The sequence below is a fragment of the Saccharothrix coeruleofusca genome (assembly GCF_014648515.1).
GTDB lineage: Bacteria > Actinomycetota > Actinomycetes > Mycobacteriales > Pseudonocardiaceae > Actinosynnema > Actinosynnema coeruleofuscum.
On record NZ_BMRG01000017.1, the window covers coordinates 120,844 to 136,636 of the forward strand.

Consider the following 15,793-nt stretch of genomic DNA (forward strand, 5'->3'; position numbering starts at 1 on the left):
GTCAGTTCAGCGCCACGTCGTCGGGGCCGTCCAGGCGCGGGGGAGCGGTGGCGGCGGGCACCGCGCGGGCGCGCGCGCCGACCTGCACCAGCGCCCGGCCCACCGCGCGGCTCTCGGCCGCCGAGCCGACCTCGGCCAGGTCGACCATCGCCTGGTCCAGGTCGACCGCGCGCTCCTCCAGGCCGATGGTGGCCGCGATCAGCTCGCACACCGCGCCGGGGTCCTCCAGCTTGAGGAAGTGCTGGCCCAGCAGCTCGCGCCAGTGCTCGGCGACCTCGGGGTCGTCGTAGTACGACGACTGCTTGGGCAGTACGAAGTAGACGTGCCACTTGCGAGCCAGCTCCCGGTAGACCGAGGCGGGGGAGATGTCCTGGCGCACGTCGTCGCCGATGACCCGGCGGATGTGGCGGGCCGCCAAGCGGGGCTTGTTCATCTCGTCGCCGATCAGGAACAGGTAGCCCTTGCGGCCGCGCTTCCGCCAGGCGTCGGTGACCACGTGGCGGGCGACGAAGTACGCGGCCAGCTCGTAGGACTCGCTCTTCTGCCCGCCGCCACCGCCCTCCAGGAAGATCGTGCGCAGCTGCTCGTCCATCCGGTTGTCCGACTCGAACTGGCCGACCTGCAGGGGCACCCGGTCGCTGTCGGCGTCGCCGATGCCGCCGAACATCAGCTGCGGGTCGGCGAGGTAGCCCTTGCGCTGCAGCAGGCCGTGCAGCCTGCCGAGCTTGCGCTGCATGATCTGCGGGACGCGGCCCATCGAGCCGGTCACGTCGAACAGCACCGCGATCGGCGTCGAGTCCGCGTGGTCGGCGGAGTCCCGGCACTCCCGCGCGGCGACCCCCAGCGGGTCCAGCGACGGGTCGGCCTTCCACTGGTCCGCCGGGGCCGCCTTCATCGCGCTGGTGTAGCCGAAGTCGGCGATCCCCTTCGCGGCGCGGAAGGTCTTCGCCGCCGCGTAGGCGTCGTCATCCCACTTGCCGTGTCCCACGTCAGGCTCCGTTCATCGTGAAGGGGCGGAACTTCCGCTCCCCGTAAAGCTCTTCCAGCAGGGCGTCGTACTCGTCGAGCAGGTCGACGGCGTCCGGACGTCCGGCGGGATCGGCTGCCATGCAGCCGCGCGCGAAGGCGCGCTGCCGTTTCTCGTCGTGCGCCAGCACGGTGAGCATCACCGCGTGCGCCATGTGGATGTCGGTGGCCGGGCCGACCGGCTGTCCGTTGTGGACTTCCGCGGGGTAGGCGGCCTGGAAGTCGGCGGCCTTGCTGGTGGCCAACAGCCGTTGGCCGCGTTCGACGCTGAACGACCAGCCCACCAGCACGATGCCGTGCTGCGCCGGGTGCACCAGCACGTTCTCGGGCACGATCGCGCCGTGCACCAAGCCGATCCGGTGCGCGCCCGCCACGGCCCGCAGCAGACGCCGGTGCATCCAGGCGTAGTCACGGCCGTCGAGTCCGTCCGGGTACGCGCGGCGCACGTCGGCCAGCGTCACGAAGCCGTCCACCAGCGGTTCGAACACCGTGAAGGCGCGACCCGCCGTCGCCGCGTCGACCATGCGCGGGTAGTAGGGCGCGAGCCAGCGGTGCTCGGCGGTGAAGTCCCGCAGCGCCCGCAGCGCCTGGTGCTCGGCGTGGAGCAACGGGTTCAGCCTGGGGTCGCGGACCAGTTTGACCACGTGCCGGGCGTCGTCGGTGAGGTGGACGTCGGCGATGCCGCCCACCGCGTGGCGGGGTCCGAGTCGGTAGCGGGCCCCGGAGTCCGCGCGCAGCTCCTCGGTCCGCCGCCACTCGTGGTGGAGCCGCGTCAGCTGCGCCGAGGCGGCGTGCGCGCGTCGGTCGGCCGGGCCGACGCGGTCCGGGTGCAGGGCGACGGCCAGCGCCCGGTACCACCGCCGCGCTTCCTTTCGACGGCCTGGGTCGGCCGAGCGGGGGCCGAACAGGTCGGTGGCCGATCCGGCCCCCTCCACCCGCGCGAGCGCCTCATCCCTGGTGAGCATGGTTTGAGTCTATGTAACTCAAACTCGGATGCGCAACAGTCGGTCACATGTCGATGTGTAAACGGACCCTGCCATTGCTCCGAATGGGTGTACTCGGTGATAGTCGTTAACACCGCGCTGTCGTCAGAACGACAGGTTCGTCAGCGGTCGGTCGACGGGAGGCGCGATGGGCAACGGGTACGCGGTCGTGGACGTGGAGACCACAGGGCTGGCGCCAGGGCTGCACCACCGGGTGATCGAGGTGGCCGTGGTCCAGCTCGACGAGGCCGGGCGGACCGTCGACGAGTGGTGCACGTTGGTCAACCCCCAGCGCGACCTGGGCCCCCAGCACGTCCACGGCATCCGCGCGGCAGAGGTGCGCACCGCACCGACCTTCGCCGACATCGCGGGTGATCTCGCACTGCTGCTTCGCGGCCGGGTGCTGGTCGCCCACAACTTCTCGTTCGACGCGCGGTTCCTCCAAGCCGAGTACGCGAGGTTGGACGTGGACCTGCCATTCACGGCGATGCCCGCCCTGTGCACCATGCGGCTGGCCGATCGCTTCCTGGACACCGCCGCGCGCTCACTGGCCGCGTGCTGCGCCGCGGCGGGGGTGCGCTTGGGGACCGCGCACTCCGCTCTGCACGACGCGCGTGCCGCCGCAGGCTTGATGGCCTGCTTCCTCGACCGCGCGGGCGGGCCGGAGTCGTGGCGCGACACCGCGCACGGCGCGCACGCCTGGCCGTGGCCCGAACTCGCCGCCGTGGGCACCCCTCCGGTCGTGCGCGGCCAGGAGCACAGGGAGGAGTCGCACTTCCTGGCCAAGCTCGTGGACGTGCTGCCCCGCGTGGCGCAGCCGCCACAGGCCGACGCCTACCTCGACGTGCTGGACCGTGCGCTGCTGGACAGGGACGTCTCCGCCGCCGAGCAGCAGGAATTGCTGGACACCGCGCGGGGTCTCGGGCTGGGGCTGTCTGAGGTGACGGCGCTGCACCGCGACTACCTGGGCGCGTTGGCGAGCGCCGCGTGGGCGGACGGCATCGTCACCGACGAGGAGGGCGCGGACCTGAAGCTGGTCGCGGCCTTGCTCGGACTCGGCGGTGAAGATGTCGCGCGCGCGTTCGAGGCCGCCGAGGAGGCCGCGCGAGCCGATGGCGGCTGGACCCGGTTCCGACTCGAACCGGGCGACCGCGTGGTGTTCACCGGCCAGATGAGCCAACCTCGCGAGGTGTGGGAGGAGCGCGCCGCCGCGACCGGTCTCGTGGTCGCAGGCGGGGTCACGAAGAAGACCCGGCTGGTCGTCGCGGCGGACCCCGACTCGTTGTCCGGCAAGGCGGCCAAGGCCCGTGGTTACGGCATCCCCATCGTCTCCGAGGACTCCTTCGCCGACCTGCTCGCCGACCTGCGCGACCGGTAGCCCGGTGCGGGGGCCGGTGGGACCGGCCCCCGCGCGAGGTCAGAACCTGACGTTCAGCGTCACCAGCCGTTGGCCCAGCGGCGGGATCGAGATCCGGTCGGGCGTGTCGTAATCGGGACGGATGTCGGGGCAGCGCTCCAGCAGCACGCGGAAGCACTCGTCGGTCTCCGTCCGGGCCAGCGCCGCGCCCAGGCAGTAGAACGAGCCGAGGCCGAACGCGGTGTGCCGGTTGGGCTTGCGCCGGATGTCGAAGCGCTCCGGGTCCTCGAACACCTCCGGGTCGTGGTTGCCCGCGACCATGGCGAGGTAGAACTGGGTGCCCGCGGGGAACTCGACGCCGCCGACCTCCACCGGCTCGGTGCTGACCCGCACGACCGTCGAGGCGGGCCCGCCGCAGCGCAGCATCTCCTCCACCGCACCGGGGGTCAGCGCCGGGTCGGACTTGAGCAGGGCGAACTGGTCGGGGTTGTCGAACAGCAGCGCCAGCCCGTTGGCGATCAGGTTGGCGGTCGTCTCGTGCCCGGCGAACAGCAGCAGCACGCAGTTGGCGACGATCTCGTCCTCGTTGACCAGCCCCTCGCGCTCCGCGGCGACGAACACGCTCAGCAGGTCGTCGCGGGGCTCGTCGCGGCGCTGCTGTACCAGGCCGCGCAAGTAGTCCTGCATCTCCAGGACGCTGCGCTGGCTCATCCGCAACAGGTCTATGTCGGCCAACCGGAACACCGCCATGATGTCCCGCGACCACGCCTGCAGCTGCTCGCGGTGGCTGGTGGGCATCCCGAGCATCTCCGCGATCACGTTGGCGGGCAGCGGGTAGGCCAGGTCCGCCACCACGTCCATGCGGCCTCGCGGCGCCACCGCGTCCAGCAGCTCGCCGGTCAGCTCGCGGATTCGCGGCCGCAAGCCGTTCACCGTGGCCGGGGTGAAGTACCGCTTGAGCAGTTGCTGGAACCGGACGTGGTCTTCCTCGTTGGTGTGCCCCATCCATAACGCCATGGACGTGCGCAGGGGGATCAGCTCGTCCTGCTCCGCTTGGCTCAACCGGTTCAACCCCTGGCTGAGGTTGCCGGTCGTCAAGCGCTTGTCCTTCAGCAGGGAGACGACGTCCGCGTGGCGCGTCACCAGGTACGCGCCGAGCTGGGGCAGCAGGCACACCGGGCTCTCCGCGCGGATCTCGCGCAGCAGCGGCATCGGGTCCCGCAGCACTTCGGGATCGAACAGGTCGTAGGAGGGCAGTGTGACGGCAGGATCGCTCATGGTTGCAGTGTGTCCGAGCGATCCCGCCCGCGCCAGGCCCCGCCGTCCTCCTACCAGCGCCAGGTCAAGTCCACTTCGGACGCTTTGACGAAGGCGACCCGGTGGCCGAACTGGATCTCGTAGTAGCGCTGGTCGCCGCGCACCACCACGCGCGGGCCCTCCCAGGTCTGCGCGAAGTAGTAGGCGGTCGGCGGGCGGAGGTCGCCGACCGCGTAGAACTGACCGGCGGGCAGCGCGTACTGCAGCGGGGTCACCGCCTGGTACGGCACACCGGTGCCCTCGTAAGCCGCTTCCTCCGGGTAGGCCCGACCGTAGACCGACACCTGCGGCAACCCCCGCTTCGGCGTCACCAGCCAGCCGCCGGAACCGACCGCGGTGGGCGCGGAGGGCGGGTTGCGCAACCACGCCTTGCCGCCCAGGTACCAGATCGCGGTCCACTCGCCGCGCCGCTCGGCCACGGCGAACCGCTGGCCGGTGTCCACCCGGCCGCCGATGTCGCTGACCTGGCGGGTGCTGGCGGAGCCGTCCGGGCGCAGGCCGATGTCGGGCACCAGCGGGCTGTCCTCGCTCGGTTCGGTGTGCAGGAACACCGACGTGCTGCCGCGCGCCGGGCACGGGTCGGCCGGGCGGGCGCTGTCGCAGCCGGTCATGGCGGGCCGGTTGGTCGCGAAGTCGGGCTTGATCAGGACCGAGGCCGACCGGGAACCGCCCACCCCGCGCAGCGGCGCGCCGAGCAGGTCGAAGTAGTGCGCCCAGTCCCAGTAGGGACCGGGGTCCCAGTGCATGCCGCGAACCGTCGAGGGCACGGTGCCGGGCACGTTGTCGTGGCCGATGATGTGCGCGCGGTCCAGCGGGACGCCGTAGCGCTGCGCCAGGTACCGCACCAGGCGGGACGAAGACCGGTACATCGACTCGGTGTACCAGGTGCCCTGCGCGGCGAAGCCCTCGTGCTCGATGCCGATCGAGTGCGCGTTGACGTACCAGTTGCCCGCGTGCCAGGCCACGTCCTCGGCCTTGACGTGCTGCGCCACGTGCCCGTCGCTGGAGCGGATGGTGTACTGCCAGCTCACGTACGTCGGGTCGCGCACCAGGTCCAGCGTGCGGTCGTAGGTGGCCTCGGTGTCGTGCACGACGATGTAGCGGATGTCCAGGTCGCGGGGCCGCCGCGCCTGGTCGTGGTTGCCGTACGCGCCGGGGTCGCTGGGGTCGTAGTGCTCGTACGGGGCGGGCAGCCACTCGCAGCCCAGCCGTGCCGGGCACTCCGCGCCGGGCTCGGGGGGCCGCAGGCCCAGCCGGTCGACCTGCTCGACGGCGGGGCGCACGCCCGCGTCGGCGGGTAGCGTCACGGTCGTGCCGCTGTCGGTGGTGCGGGTGGCGCCGCTGCGGATGACGTCGAAGACGTCGTCGGCGAACTGCCGCGCGGTGGTCACGTCCTCGGCTCCGCTGTACCGGGCGACCGCGCCGTACCAGGCGCCGGGTTCGCTCGCGGGCGCGCCCAGCTCCCGCTGGTACCGGGCCAGCAGCGCCGCGCCGCCGCGGATGTTCTGCCGCCGGTCGGACCGCAGCCGCTCCAGGGGGACGCCGGTCAGCTCGGCGGCGCGGTCGATCGTGCGCAGCGAGTCCGGCACGGTGGTGGTGGGCGTGCTCTGCCTCGGCGACAGCGGTCGGGCCGTGTCGCCGCGGGGGTCCTCCTCACCGTCGTGGTGCTCGCCCTGCCGCAGCCGCGCGCCGTCGGTCAGGTGCATCGGGCCGTAGCCGCCTGCTCGGCTGGGTTCGCCCGCGTTGCCGTCCCACCGGGACTGCAGGTACGACACGCCGAGCAGCACGCTGACGGGGACGCCGAACTCCCGCGCGGCGGCGGTGTACTCGTCCTGCCCGTCGGGCGCGGCGGACGCTGCGGGCTGCGCGACGACCAGCGCCGCGAGCAGGGCCACAGCGGACAGCGACGCGGTTGTCGTGCGCATCCCGTTTCCCTCCCCCGGAAGACCGTGGTGTGGGCAGTTTTCCGCACGGTGCGGTGATTTGTAAATGTCCCACCCCACCGGGGGATCAGCGGGGCAGCCACTCGGTGGAGGTGGTCACCTCGGCCAGGGCGTCGGGCAGCGGATCGACGCCGAGGCCCGGCGCGGTGGGCACCGCCAGGTGGCCGTCGCGGAGCACGAACGGCTCGGTGATGTCGGCCCGGTAGTAGCGGTCCGAGGCGGAGGTGTCGCCGGGCAGCGTGAAACCGGGCAGCGCGGCCAGCGCCACGTTGGCCGCCCGGCCCAGCCCGCTCTCCAGCATCCCGCCGCACCACACCGGCACGCCGTGCGCGGCGCACACGTCGTGGACCCGGCGCGCCTCCAGGTAACCGCCCACCCGACCGGGCTTGACGTTGACCACCCGGCACGCGCCCAGCCGGATCGCGTCGGCGGCCGCGCGGGCGGAGGTGATCGACTCGTCCAGGCAGATCGGCGTGCGGACCACCTCGGCCAGCCCGGCGTGCCCGAGCAGGTCCTCCTCCGCCAGCGGCTGCTCGACCAGCAGCAGGCCGAACGGGTCCAGCCGGGCCAGGTGGGCGGCGTCGGCGCGGGTGTAGGCGGCGTTGGCGTCGACCTGGAGCAGCAGGTCGTCGCCGAAGCGCTCGCGCACCGCGCGCACCGGCTCCACGTCCCAGCCGGGTTCGATCTTGAGCTTGATCCGGAGGTAGCCCTGGTCCAGGTAGCCCGCGACCGCGTCGAGCAACCGGGGGACCGAGTCCATGATGCCCACCGACACCCCGCACGGGACGCGGTCGCGCACCGCGCCCAGCTCCCGCGCCAGCGGCCTGCCCGCCGCCCGCAGTTCGGCGTCCAGCACGGCCATCTCCAGCGCCGCCTTGGCCATCCGGTGCCCCTTGAACGCCGCCAGCGCGGGGGCCACGGCGTGCGCGTCCAGGCGCGGGTGCGCGGCCAGCGCGGGGATCAGGTGGGTCCGCAGCACGTGCTGCGCGGCCTCGACGTACTCCGAGGAGTACAGCGGGGCCGCGGGTGCGACGCACTCGCCCCAGCCCTCGGCCTGGTCGGTGACCACGCGCAGCAGCAGGACGTCGCGGGTGGTCTCGGTGCCGAACGACGTGCGGAACGGCGCCACCAGCGGCATCCGGACCCTGCGCAGCTCCACCCCGGTCAGCTCCATCGCTCTCCTCTGCTGATCACGTACCACCCGGCGCGGTCGAACCCGGTCGCCCTCGGACCCTCGGCGACCAGCGGCGAGAGCACCTCGCGCACCGCCACCCGCCACCGCCGGGCCAGCCCAGGATCGGTGCGGCGCAGGGCGGTCACGTCCGGCGGCACCGCCACCAGCACGGTCCCGCCGTCGGTCGAGCCGGGGACCGGCGCGCCGCGCTCGTCACGCCCCAGCGCGACCACCGCCGCGCCCGCCCGCTCGGCGTCGGGCCGGGCGGGGGAGCCCGCGCACGCCGCCTCGACCTCGGGGGCGGCCAGGTCCCAGCGGACCAGCAGTCGGTCGGTGGCGTCGTCGCCGTTGATGGCGTCGCGCATGCCGCCGTAGAAGTCGGGCAGGTATTCGGCGACCGCGCCGCCCAGCTTGGCCAGGTTGAAGTAGGCGTTGCGGCTCACCAGCGGGTCGAACGTCCAGGTGATGGCGGTGACCCCGCGCCGCAGCGCCCACGCGCGCTGGTGCAGCTTGAGCGCGAATCCGACGTCGCGGCCCAGTGAGGTCGGGGCGACCCCGGTGACGTGGCTGTGCATCACGCGGTCCGCGGGCGGGCCGAAGAACGCCACGCTGGCACCCACCAGCGTCGTCCCGTCATAGGCGCCCGCGACGTGGTTGCCGCCCTTGGTCAGGGCGCGCAGCAGCTCCGTGGTCACCGGCGGGTTCGTCGGGTCGGGTCGCCAGATGTCGTCGTAGAGCCGGTAGACGGCGTCGAGGTCGGGCAGGTCGGTGAGGTCGCGGACGCGCACCCCCGCCGCCCGCGAGGCCGCCTCGGCCGCGTGGGCGGCGGTCTCCGCGATGCCGGTCATGGCCCGTCCCCGGTCAGCAGGTCGGCTACCAGCGCCGCGACCAGCGCCGCCCTCGGCGCGAGTTCGGCGACCAGCACGTGCTCGTCGTCGGCGTGCGCGCCGCCGCCGACCGCGCCGAGCCCGTCCAGCGTGGGGGTGCCCACCCCGGCGGTGAAGTTGCCGTCCGAGCCGCCGCCCACCGCCACCCCGCTCAGCGGGGGCAGCCCGAGCGCCGCCGCGACCGCCGAAGCGCGCTCGAACAGCGCCGCCGACGCGGACCCCGGCAGCGGCGGGCGGTTCGGCCCGCCGGAGACCTCCACCCCGGCACCCGCCAGCACGGGCCGCAGGGCGCGCATCGCGGCGTCCACCCGCCGCTGCTCCGCCGCGTCGCGGGCGCGCACGTCGACCGCGACCTCGCCCAGCGCGGGGACGGTGTTCGCCGAGGACCCCGCCGACATCAGCGTCGGGGTGACCGTCGTGCCGCGTCCGGGGTCGGCCAGCGCGGCCACCGCCAGCACCTGGTGGGCCAGCTCGACGGTGGCGTTGACGCCGAGCTCGGGTTCCAGCCCCGCGTGCGCGGCCCGGCCCCGCACCCGCACCCCGTAGCGGGAAACGCCCTTGCGCTCCAGCTTGAGCGCCCCGCCGCCCGCCGACGCCTCCAGCACCAGCGCGGCGGCGCAGCCCGCCGCCTCGGCCTCGACCAGCGCGCGCGAGGTAGGGGAGCCGATCTCCTCGTCCCCGGTGACCAGCAGCGTCACGCCGGACCGGTCGGGGAGCGCGGCGAGGGCGTGCATCGCCAGCACCAGCCCGGCCTTCATGTCGAAGCACCCCGGACCGCGCAGCACACCACCGTCCACAGTGAACGGATGTGTCATCAAGGTGCCCAGTGGCCACACCGTGTCGTGGTGACCCACCACCAGGACGCGCCGCGGCCCGTCCCCGAACCGCCAGCGCAGGTGCGTCCGGCCGTCCACGACGACGCGCTCCGGCTCGACACCCAACCGCTCGACGCCCAGCCGCGCCACCGCATCGGCACTGCGCGCCACCGCCGCCAAGTCCGACGAGGGCGACTCGCACGTCACCAGGGTCTCGATGTCACGCAGCATCACGGGCAGCGCCGCCCGCATCCGCTCCGCCGCGTCCACTCAGGACACCTTGGGAGTAGCGCGGCTGCTGAAGTGCAAGTACCGCTCGCCGGTCGGCAACCGGTAGAACACCACCGGCACCCACGAGCTGTGCTGGGGCTCCCACACCACGAACACGTTCTCCTCCAGGGCAACCAGCTCGTACTCCATGGGGGGTTCGGGCAGCAGCTCGGCCAGCGCGCCGGTGATCGTGCTGCGCAGCACCCCGCCCTCCAACACCTCCAGCCGCTGCGCGGTCCGCTCGTAGGTCCCCACCACGTCGTCGAGGTCCACCGGCACCGGGTCGGCGGGTGGTGCGAGCCGGTTCGGCATCGTCACACCCGCCAGCTCGGCGAAGATCTCCCGGTACAGGTCCTCGTAGAGCGGGCGGGCGCTGTCGCTGTTGGTCAGCAGCACCACGGCCAGCCCTTCCTCGGGCAGCAACCGCAGGTAGGCCGACTGGCCGATGGTGCTGCCGTCGTGACCGACCAGCCTGCGCCCGTCCCACTCGGTGCGGCACCAGCCCAGGCCCCACGAGTCGGCGATCAGGTGCCCGCTGGGCAGGTCGACCTGGGCGGCGGCCATCGCCGCGGCGCTGTCCTCGCCGAGCAGCCGGTCGCCGTCCGGCCCGAGACCGCCGGTCAGGTGCAGCCGGGCGAAGGCGAGCACGTCGGCCGCCGTCGAGCTGATCAGCCCCGCCGGTCCCAGTGCCCTCGGCAGGCCCCAGACCTCGGTGGGCACGGCTTCCGGCGCGCCGAAGTGACCGACGGCGGCGCGGTGCAGCAGCGCCTGCTCCGGCAGCGTCACCGTGCGCCGCAGGCCGAGCGGGGCGAGCAGCAGCTCCCGCAGCGCCGCGTCCCAGGTGCCCCCGGTCAGCCGCTCGACGACCCGGCCGAGCAGCGAGAAGCCGGAGTTGCAGTAGGACCAGGTGACGCCGAGCGGGTGGTTCTGCGCCACCTCCGCCAACTCCGCCACGTACCGCTCCAGGCAGTCGTCGCCGCGCCCGGTGTCGGTGAACACGTCGCCGTCGATGCCGCTGGTGTGGGTCAGCAGGTGCCGCGCGGTGACCCGCGCCGCCACCTCCGGGTCGGCCAGCCGCAGCTCGGGCAGCACGTCGGCGACCGGCGCGTCCAGGTCCAGCCGCCCCTGGTCGACCAGCCGCATGACCACCGTCGCGGTCCAGACCTTGGTGATCGAGCCGAGCTGGAACAGCGAGTCGGTGGTGGTGGCCACCCCGGTGGCGCGGTTGAGCACCCCGTGCGCCGCCTCGACCAGCTCGTCCTCGCCGTCCGGGCGCACCCGCAGCACGCCGAGCACCGCGCCGGGCACGCCGTGCCGCTGGGCCAGCGCGGTGAGCCTGCGCTGCCAGTGCGCCGCGTCCAGCCGGGGGCGGCGCGGCCCGCTCGCCGAGCCCGCGTACTGGCGCACCCAGTCCACCACGCGCCGGTTGAAGTCGATCCGGTGCGACGGCGGGCCGTTGAGGACGAACAGGTGCGAGCTGCCGGGGTAGAGCACCAGCCGGGTCGGCACGCCCAGCTCGCGCAGCGCGGTGTGCCACTGCTGGGCCTGCCCCACCGGGCAGCGCAGGTCCTCCTGGCCGTGCAGGACCAGCGTCGGGGTGCGCACGCGGTCCACGCGGGCCATCGGCGACATCCCGCCGTAGTCCGGGTCACCGGTCCACGGCCTGCCGCCCAGCTCGTGCTCGCTGATGAACCGCCCGCCGTCGGAGGTGCCCACCATGCTGGTCAGGTCGGTGACCGCGCCCCCGGCCACGGCCGCGGCGAACCGGTCGTCCCGGCTGGTCAGGTAGCAGGTCATGTAGCCGCCGTAACTGTAGCCCGCCACGGCCAGCTGTCGCGGGTCCGCCAGGCCCTCGGCGACCAGCTGGTCCAGCGGCTCCAGGAAGTCCCGCGCGTCCGCGGTGCCCCAGCCGCCCAGCGCGGCGTTGTAGAACGCCTCCCCGTAGCCGTCGCTGCCGCGCGGGTTGAGCAGCAGCACGACCCAGCCGAGCGCGACCAGCTCCTGCTGGTACAGGCGCGCCTCGTCGGCGGTTCCGCTCCACGCGTTGTGCGGGCCGCCGTGGATGTCCAGCAGCAGCGGGCGCGGGCCCTCGAAGGCCGGGTCGCGGATCAGCCAGCCGTGCACCACCGTGCCGTCGCCGATGGTGAACTCGCGCTCCTCGCACGGGAACGGCTCGGCGTCGTCGTCGTGCACCGCCAGGGTGCTCTCGGCTCCCGTGGCCGGATCGACCCGGACCACCCGGCCGAACGAGGTCGGCGTGCCGAGCACGACCACGGCGGAGCCGCCCGCCACCGACAGCCCGGACACGGTGCGCCCGGCGCCGGTCACCAGCGCGGTGGGCGCACCGCCGTCCACCGGCGCGGAGTACAGGTGCGTGCAACCCCGGTCGCGCACGCAGAACAGCACCGCGCGGCCGTCGTCGGTCAGCTGCGGCACCCCGCCGGGATAACCGGGGCCACCGGGCATCACGTTGCGGTCCAGCGGGGCCGCCAGATCCACCGGGTCGCCGCCGTCCAGCGGCAGGCGCAGCAGCCTGGCGTGGCCCACCGGCCCGGCGGTGCGCGCCACCACCAGCAGCGCCGAGCCGTCCCCCGTCCACGTCACCGCGTCGGTCACGTGCTCGGCCGGGCCGACCGGGACGGGCGTGGTGAGCGGCCCGGTCACGTCCACGACGTGCGCCGGGGCGCTGCTGACCAGGTCGGCGTCCGGCGCGGTCGCGGCGGCGAAGGCGAGCTTCGCGCCGTCCGGCGACCAGGAGGGCGCCCCCGCGCGCCAGTCGCCCTCGGTGACCTGGCGGCACCGCCCGGTGGCGAGGTCGAGCACGTGCAGGTGCTCGCGCCTGGTGCCCAGCGGACCCGCGCCGTCGGCCTGGTAGTCCAGCCGGTCGGCCACCAGCGGGGCGGCGGGGCGCGCGGGGCCGTGCGGGTCCACCGGCGCGGTGAAGGCGATCCGCGTGCCGTCCGGGCTCCACACCGGCGGGCCCGCGCCCAGCGGCGAGGAGGTCAGCCGCTCCGGCTCGCCACCGCCCGAAGGCAGCAGCCACACCTGCGGCGGGCCGTCCTGGGCGCGCAGGAACGCGATGCCCGTGCCGTCCGGGGACCACGCGGGCGCGGAGTCGGCGTGCCCGCGGGTGAGCTGCCTGGCCCGCCCATCCGCGGTCACCCGCCACAGGGCGCGGTTGTCGCGGTCGGCCTCGGCGTCGGCGGTGCGCAGCACGTAGACGGCTTGGGAGCCGTCCGGTGACAGCGCGGGCTGCTCCGGCACGGCGAACGAGGTCAGGTCCTCGACGCGCCTGCGCCGGGTCACCGGCGGCTCGCCGGTCGCGCGAAGCCCGCTGCGGTGGTCTCGACTGGTGCCATGGTCGTCTCCCCCCATAGGTCCCTGAGGCCAGCCTGCCTCAGGTGGGTGGGCGTTGTCTCGTCATGGCGCACCGGGATCGGGCGTCGGTCCGCGCGGCCTCCGCTGCTCCGCTGCTCCGCCGGAGTGAGCGCTCGGCGGCGAGCTCCCAGGCCGACCGCGTGCCGTCCACGACCACCACCGGTCCCGTCAACACCGCGTAAGTGTGCCCGTCGGGGGCGTCCGCGCCGTGCCGCCGAGCGCACACTGGGACCGTGGAAACCAGGCGCAGGCGCGGCGAACTCCGGATCTACCTCGGCGCGGCGCCCGGCGTCGGCAAGACCTTCGCCGTCCTCGGCGAAGCCCACCGCCGTCGGGAGCGCGGGGCCGACGTGGTGGTGGGCCTGGTGGAGGCGCACGGCCGGGAGAGGACCGCGGCGCTGGTGGAGGGCTTGGAGGTGCTGCCGCGCCGCCGGGTGCGCCACCGAGGTGTCGAGCTGACCGAGCTGGACGTCGAGGCCCTGCTGGTCCGCGCCCCCGAGGTGGCCGTGGTCGACGAGCTGGCGCACACCAACGCGCCCGGTTCGCGCAACGCCAAGCGCTGGCAGGACGTGGAGGAGCTGCTCGACGCCGGGATCGACGTGCTGTCCACGGTCAACGTGCAGCACCTGGAGTCGCTCAACGACGTGGTGGCGCGCATCACCGGCGTGCCGCAGCACGAGACCGTGCCCGACGAGGTGGTCCGCCGCGCCGAGCAGGTCGAGCTGGTCGACATCACCCCGGAGGCGCTGCGGCGCAGGCTGGCGCACGGCAACGTCTACGCGGCGCACCGGATCGACGCCGCGCTGGCCAACTACTTCCGGGTGGGCAACCTGACCGCGCTGCGCGAGCTGGCCCTGCTGTGGGTGGCCGACCAGGTCGACGTGGCGCTGCAGCGCTACCGCAGCGACCGGCGGATCACCGAGACCTGGGAGACCAGGGAGCGGGTGGTGGTGGCGGTCACCGGCGGCGCGGAGAGCGAGTCGCTGATCCGCCGCGCCCGCCGCATCGCGGTGCGCGCCGGGGCGGAGCTGCTGGTGGTGCACGTGCTGCGCGGCAACGGCTTGGCGGGCGCGCCGCCGCAGCGGGTGGCCGCCGCGCGCCGGGTCGCGGAGGACCTGGGGGCCACCTTCCACGCGGTGGTCGGCGACGACGTGCCGACCGCGCTGCTGGAGTTCGCCCGAGGGGTCAACGCCACCCAGCTGGTGCTGGGCACCTCGCGCCGGTCCCGGTTGGCGCGGGTGTTCGACGAGGGCATCGGCGCGGCGGTGATCCAGGCGTCCGGCTCGATCGACGTGCACATGGTCACCCACCCGGAGAGCCGCCGCGGCCTGCGGCGGCGGGTGGACCGCAGGCCGCTGCCCCGGTCGCGGCACCTGCTGGGCTGGGCGCTGGCGCTGCTGCTGCCCGCCGCGGTGACCGCGCTGGGCGTGCCGACGCCCGCGATCGGGTCCTCCGCCGAGCCGGTCGGGTTCCTCCTGGCCACCGTGGTGGTGGCGCTGGTCGGCGGCGTGGGACCGGCGCTGTCCACCGCGCTGCTGGGCGTGGCGCTGCTGGGTTTCTTCTTCACCCCGCCCCGGCACAGCCTGGTGGTGGCAGGCGCGCGGGACCTGGTCGCGCTGGTCCTGGCGGCGGCCACGGCGGTGCTGGTGGCGCTGGTGGTGGACCGGGCGGCCCGGCTGTCGGAGCGGGGCGCGCGGGCGCGCACCGAGGCCGCGCTGCTGGCCTCCTACGCCCGCACCGTGCTGACCAGCCCGTACCCGCTGGCGCGGCTGCTGGAGAAGGTGCGGGAGAACTTCGCCCTGGACTCGGTGGCGCTGCTGGAGCGCATCGACGGCGAGTGGCGGCGGGTGGCCTGCGTCGGACCCGAGCCGTGCGACGAGCCCGACGACGCCGACGTGGACGTGCCGGTCACCGCCGACGTGCACCTGGTGCTGCGCGGTCGCGCCCTGCCCGCGGGCGACCAGCGGGTCCTGGAAGCCGCCGCCGGGCAGGCGCTGCTCGCGCTGCGCCAGCAGCGGATGGCCGCGGAGACCGCCGAGGCGCGGCGGCGCGCGGAGACCACCGAGCTGCGCACGGCCCTGCTCTCCGCCGTCGGGCACGACCTGCGCACGCCGCTGACCTCGATCAAGGCCGCCGTGGGCAGCCTGCGCGATCCCGACCTGCGGCTGTCCGCGCGGGACACCGCCGAGCTGCTGGAGACCGCGGAGGTCTCGGCGGACCGGCTGGCCGGGTTGGTGGACAACCTGCTGGACTCCTCCCGCCTGGCCACCGGCGCGGTGGCGCCGCTGCTGCGCCCGCTGGGCTACGACGAGGCGGTGGCGCGGGCGCTGTCCGGGATCGACGAGCGGCACGCCCTGTCGGTGGAGGTGGCCGAGCACCTGCCGCCCGTGCTGGCCGACGCCGGGCTGCTGGAGCGGGTGGTCGCCAACGTGGTCGACAACGCGCTGCGGCACGGCAGGCTCACCCCGCGGCGCGTGGTGGACGTGGACGGCGACGGCAGGATCGCCGAGGACGAGCCGGAGATCGCCATCCGGGCCAGCGCGCACGGCGACCAGGTCGAGCTGCGCGTGGTCGACCACGGGCCGGGCCTGCCCAAGAACACGGCCGACTCGGTGTTCGCGCCGTTCCAGCGCCTGGGGGACC

General features: G+C 74.3%; 10 protein-coding genes. 2 read left to right on the forward strand and 8 right to left on the reverse strand.

Annotation, left to right across the window (positions count from 1 at the left end; translation table 11 throughout):
• Position 1: 1 nt before the first annotated feature.
• On the reverse strand, positions 2-988 hold the full coding sequence (locus IEZ00_RS29540; RefSeq protein WP_189226627.1) for a hypothetical protein: 987 nt from the start codon (positions 986-988) through the stop codon (positions 2-4).
• A 1-nt stretch (position 989) separates the two neighbouring features.
• Positions 990-1,991: a protein kinase family protein gene (locus IEZ00_RS29545; RefSeq protein WP_189226628.1), complete on the reverse strand. Its 1,002-nt coding sequence runs from the start codon at positions 1,989-1,991 to the stop codon at positions 990-992.
• Positions 1,992-2,157: 166 nt separating this feature from the next.
• Between IEZ00_RS29545 and IEZ00_RS29550 the strand changes: the two genes are divergently transcribed.
• Positions 2,158-3,387 carry an exonuclease domain-containing protein gene (locus tag IEZ00_RS29550; RefSeq protein WP_189226629.1) on the forward strand — a complete coding sequence of 410 codons (1,230 nt, stop codon included), beginning with the start codon at positions 2,158-2,160 and terminating at the stop codon, positions 3,385-3,387.
• A gap of 39 nt (positions 3,388-3,426) precedes the next feature.
• On the opposite strand, the gene IEZ00_RS29555 is transcribed toward IEZ00_RS29550, so the two are convergent.
• The 6 genes from IEZ00_RS29555 to IEZ00_RS29580 all read right to left on the reverse strand — a co-directional run bounded on the left by IEZ00_RS29555 (position 3,427) and on the right by IEZ00_RS29580 (position 13,078).
• Positions 3,427-4,644, reverse strand: coding sequence for a cytochrome P450 (locus tag IEZ00_RS29555; protein ID WP_189226630.1), 1,218 nt, complete (start codon positions 4,642-4,644; stop codon positions 3,427-3,429).
• Between the two features lie 50 nt (positions 4,645-4,694).
• Entirely contained in the window at positions 4,695-6,608 is a 1,914-nt protein-coding gene (locus tag IEZ00_RS29560; protein ID WP_189226631.1) for an N-acetylmuramoyl-L-alanine amidase, read from the reverse strand.
• Between the two features lie 85 nt (positions 6,609-6,693).
• Entirely contained in the window at positions 6,694-7,800 is a 1,107-nt protein-coding gene (menC, locus tag IEZ00_RS29565; RefSeq protein ID WP_189226632.1) for an o-succinylbenzoate synthase, read from the reverse strand.
• Complete coding sequence (locus tag IEZ00_RS29570; protein WP_189226633.1) at positions 7,791-8,648, reverse strand: GNAT family N-acetyltransferase; 858 nt, start codon at positions 8,646-8,648, stop codon at positions 7,791-7,793. Before IEZ00_RS29570 ends, menC begins: the two co-directional genes overlap by 10 nt.
• Positions 8,645-9,733 carry a M20 family metallopeptidase gene (locus IEZ00_RS29575; RefSeq protein WP_229796218.1) on the reverse strand — a complete coding sequence of 363 codons (1,089 nt, stop codon included), beginning with the start codon at positions 9,731-9,733 and terminating at the stop codon, positions 8,645-8,647. The genes IEZ00_RS29570 and IEZ00_RS29575 overlap by 4 nt, the downstream gene beginning before the upstream one ends.
• A 39-nt stretch (positions 9,734-9,772) precedes the next feature.
• Positions 9,773-13,078, reverse strand: coding sequence for a serine hydrolase (locus tag IEZ00_RS29580; protein WP_189226634.1), 3,306 nt, complete (start codon positions 13,076-13,078; stop codon positions 9,773-9,775).
• A 305-nt stretch (positions 13,079-13,383) separates the two neighbouring features.
• Between IEZ00_RS29580 and IEZ00_RS29585 the strand changes: the two genes are divergently transcribed.
• On the forward strand, positions 13,384-15,793 hold a 2,410-nt coding region (locus tag IEZ00_RS29585), incomplete at its 3' end, for a sensor histidine kinase (RefSeq protein WP_229796209.1).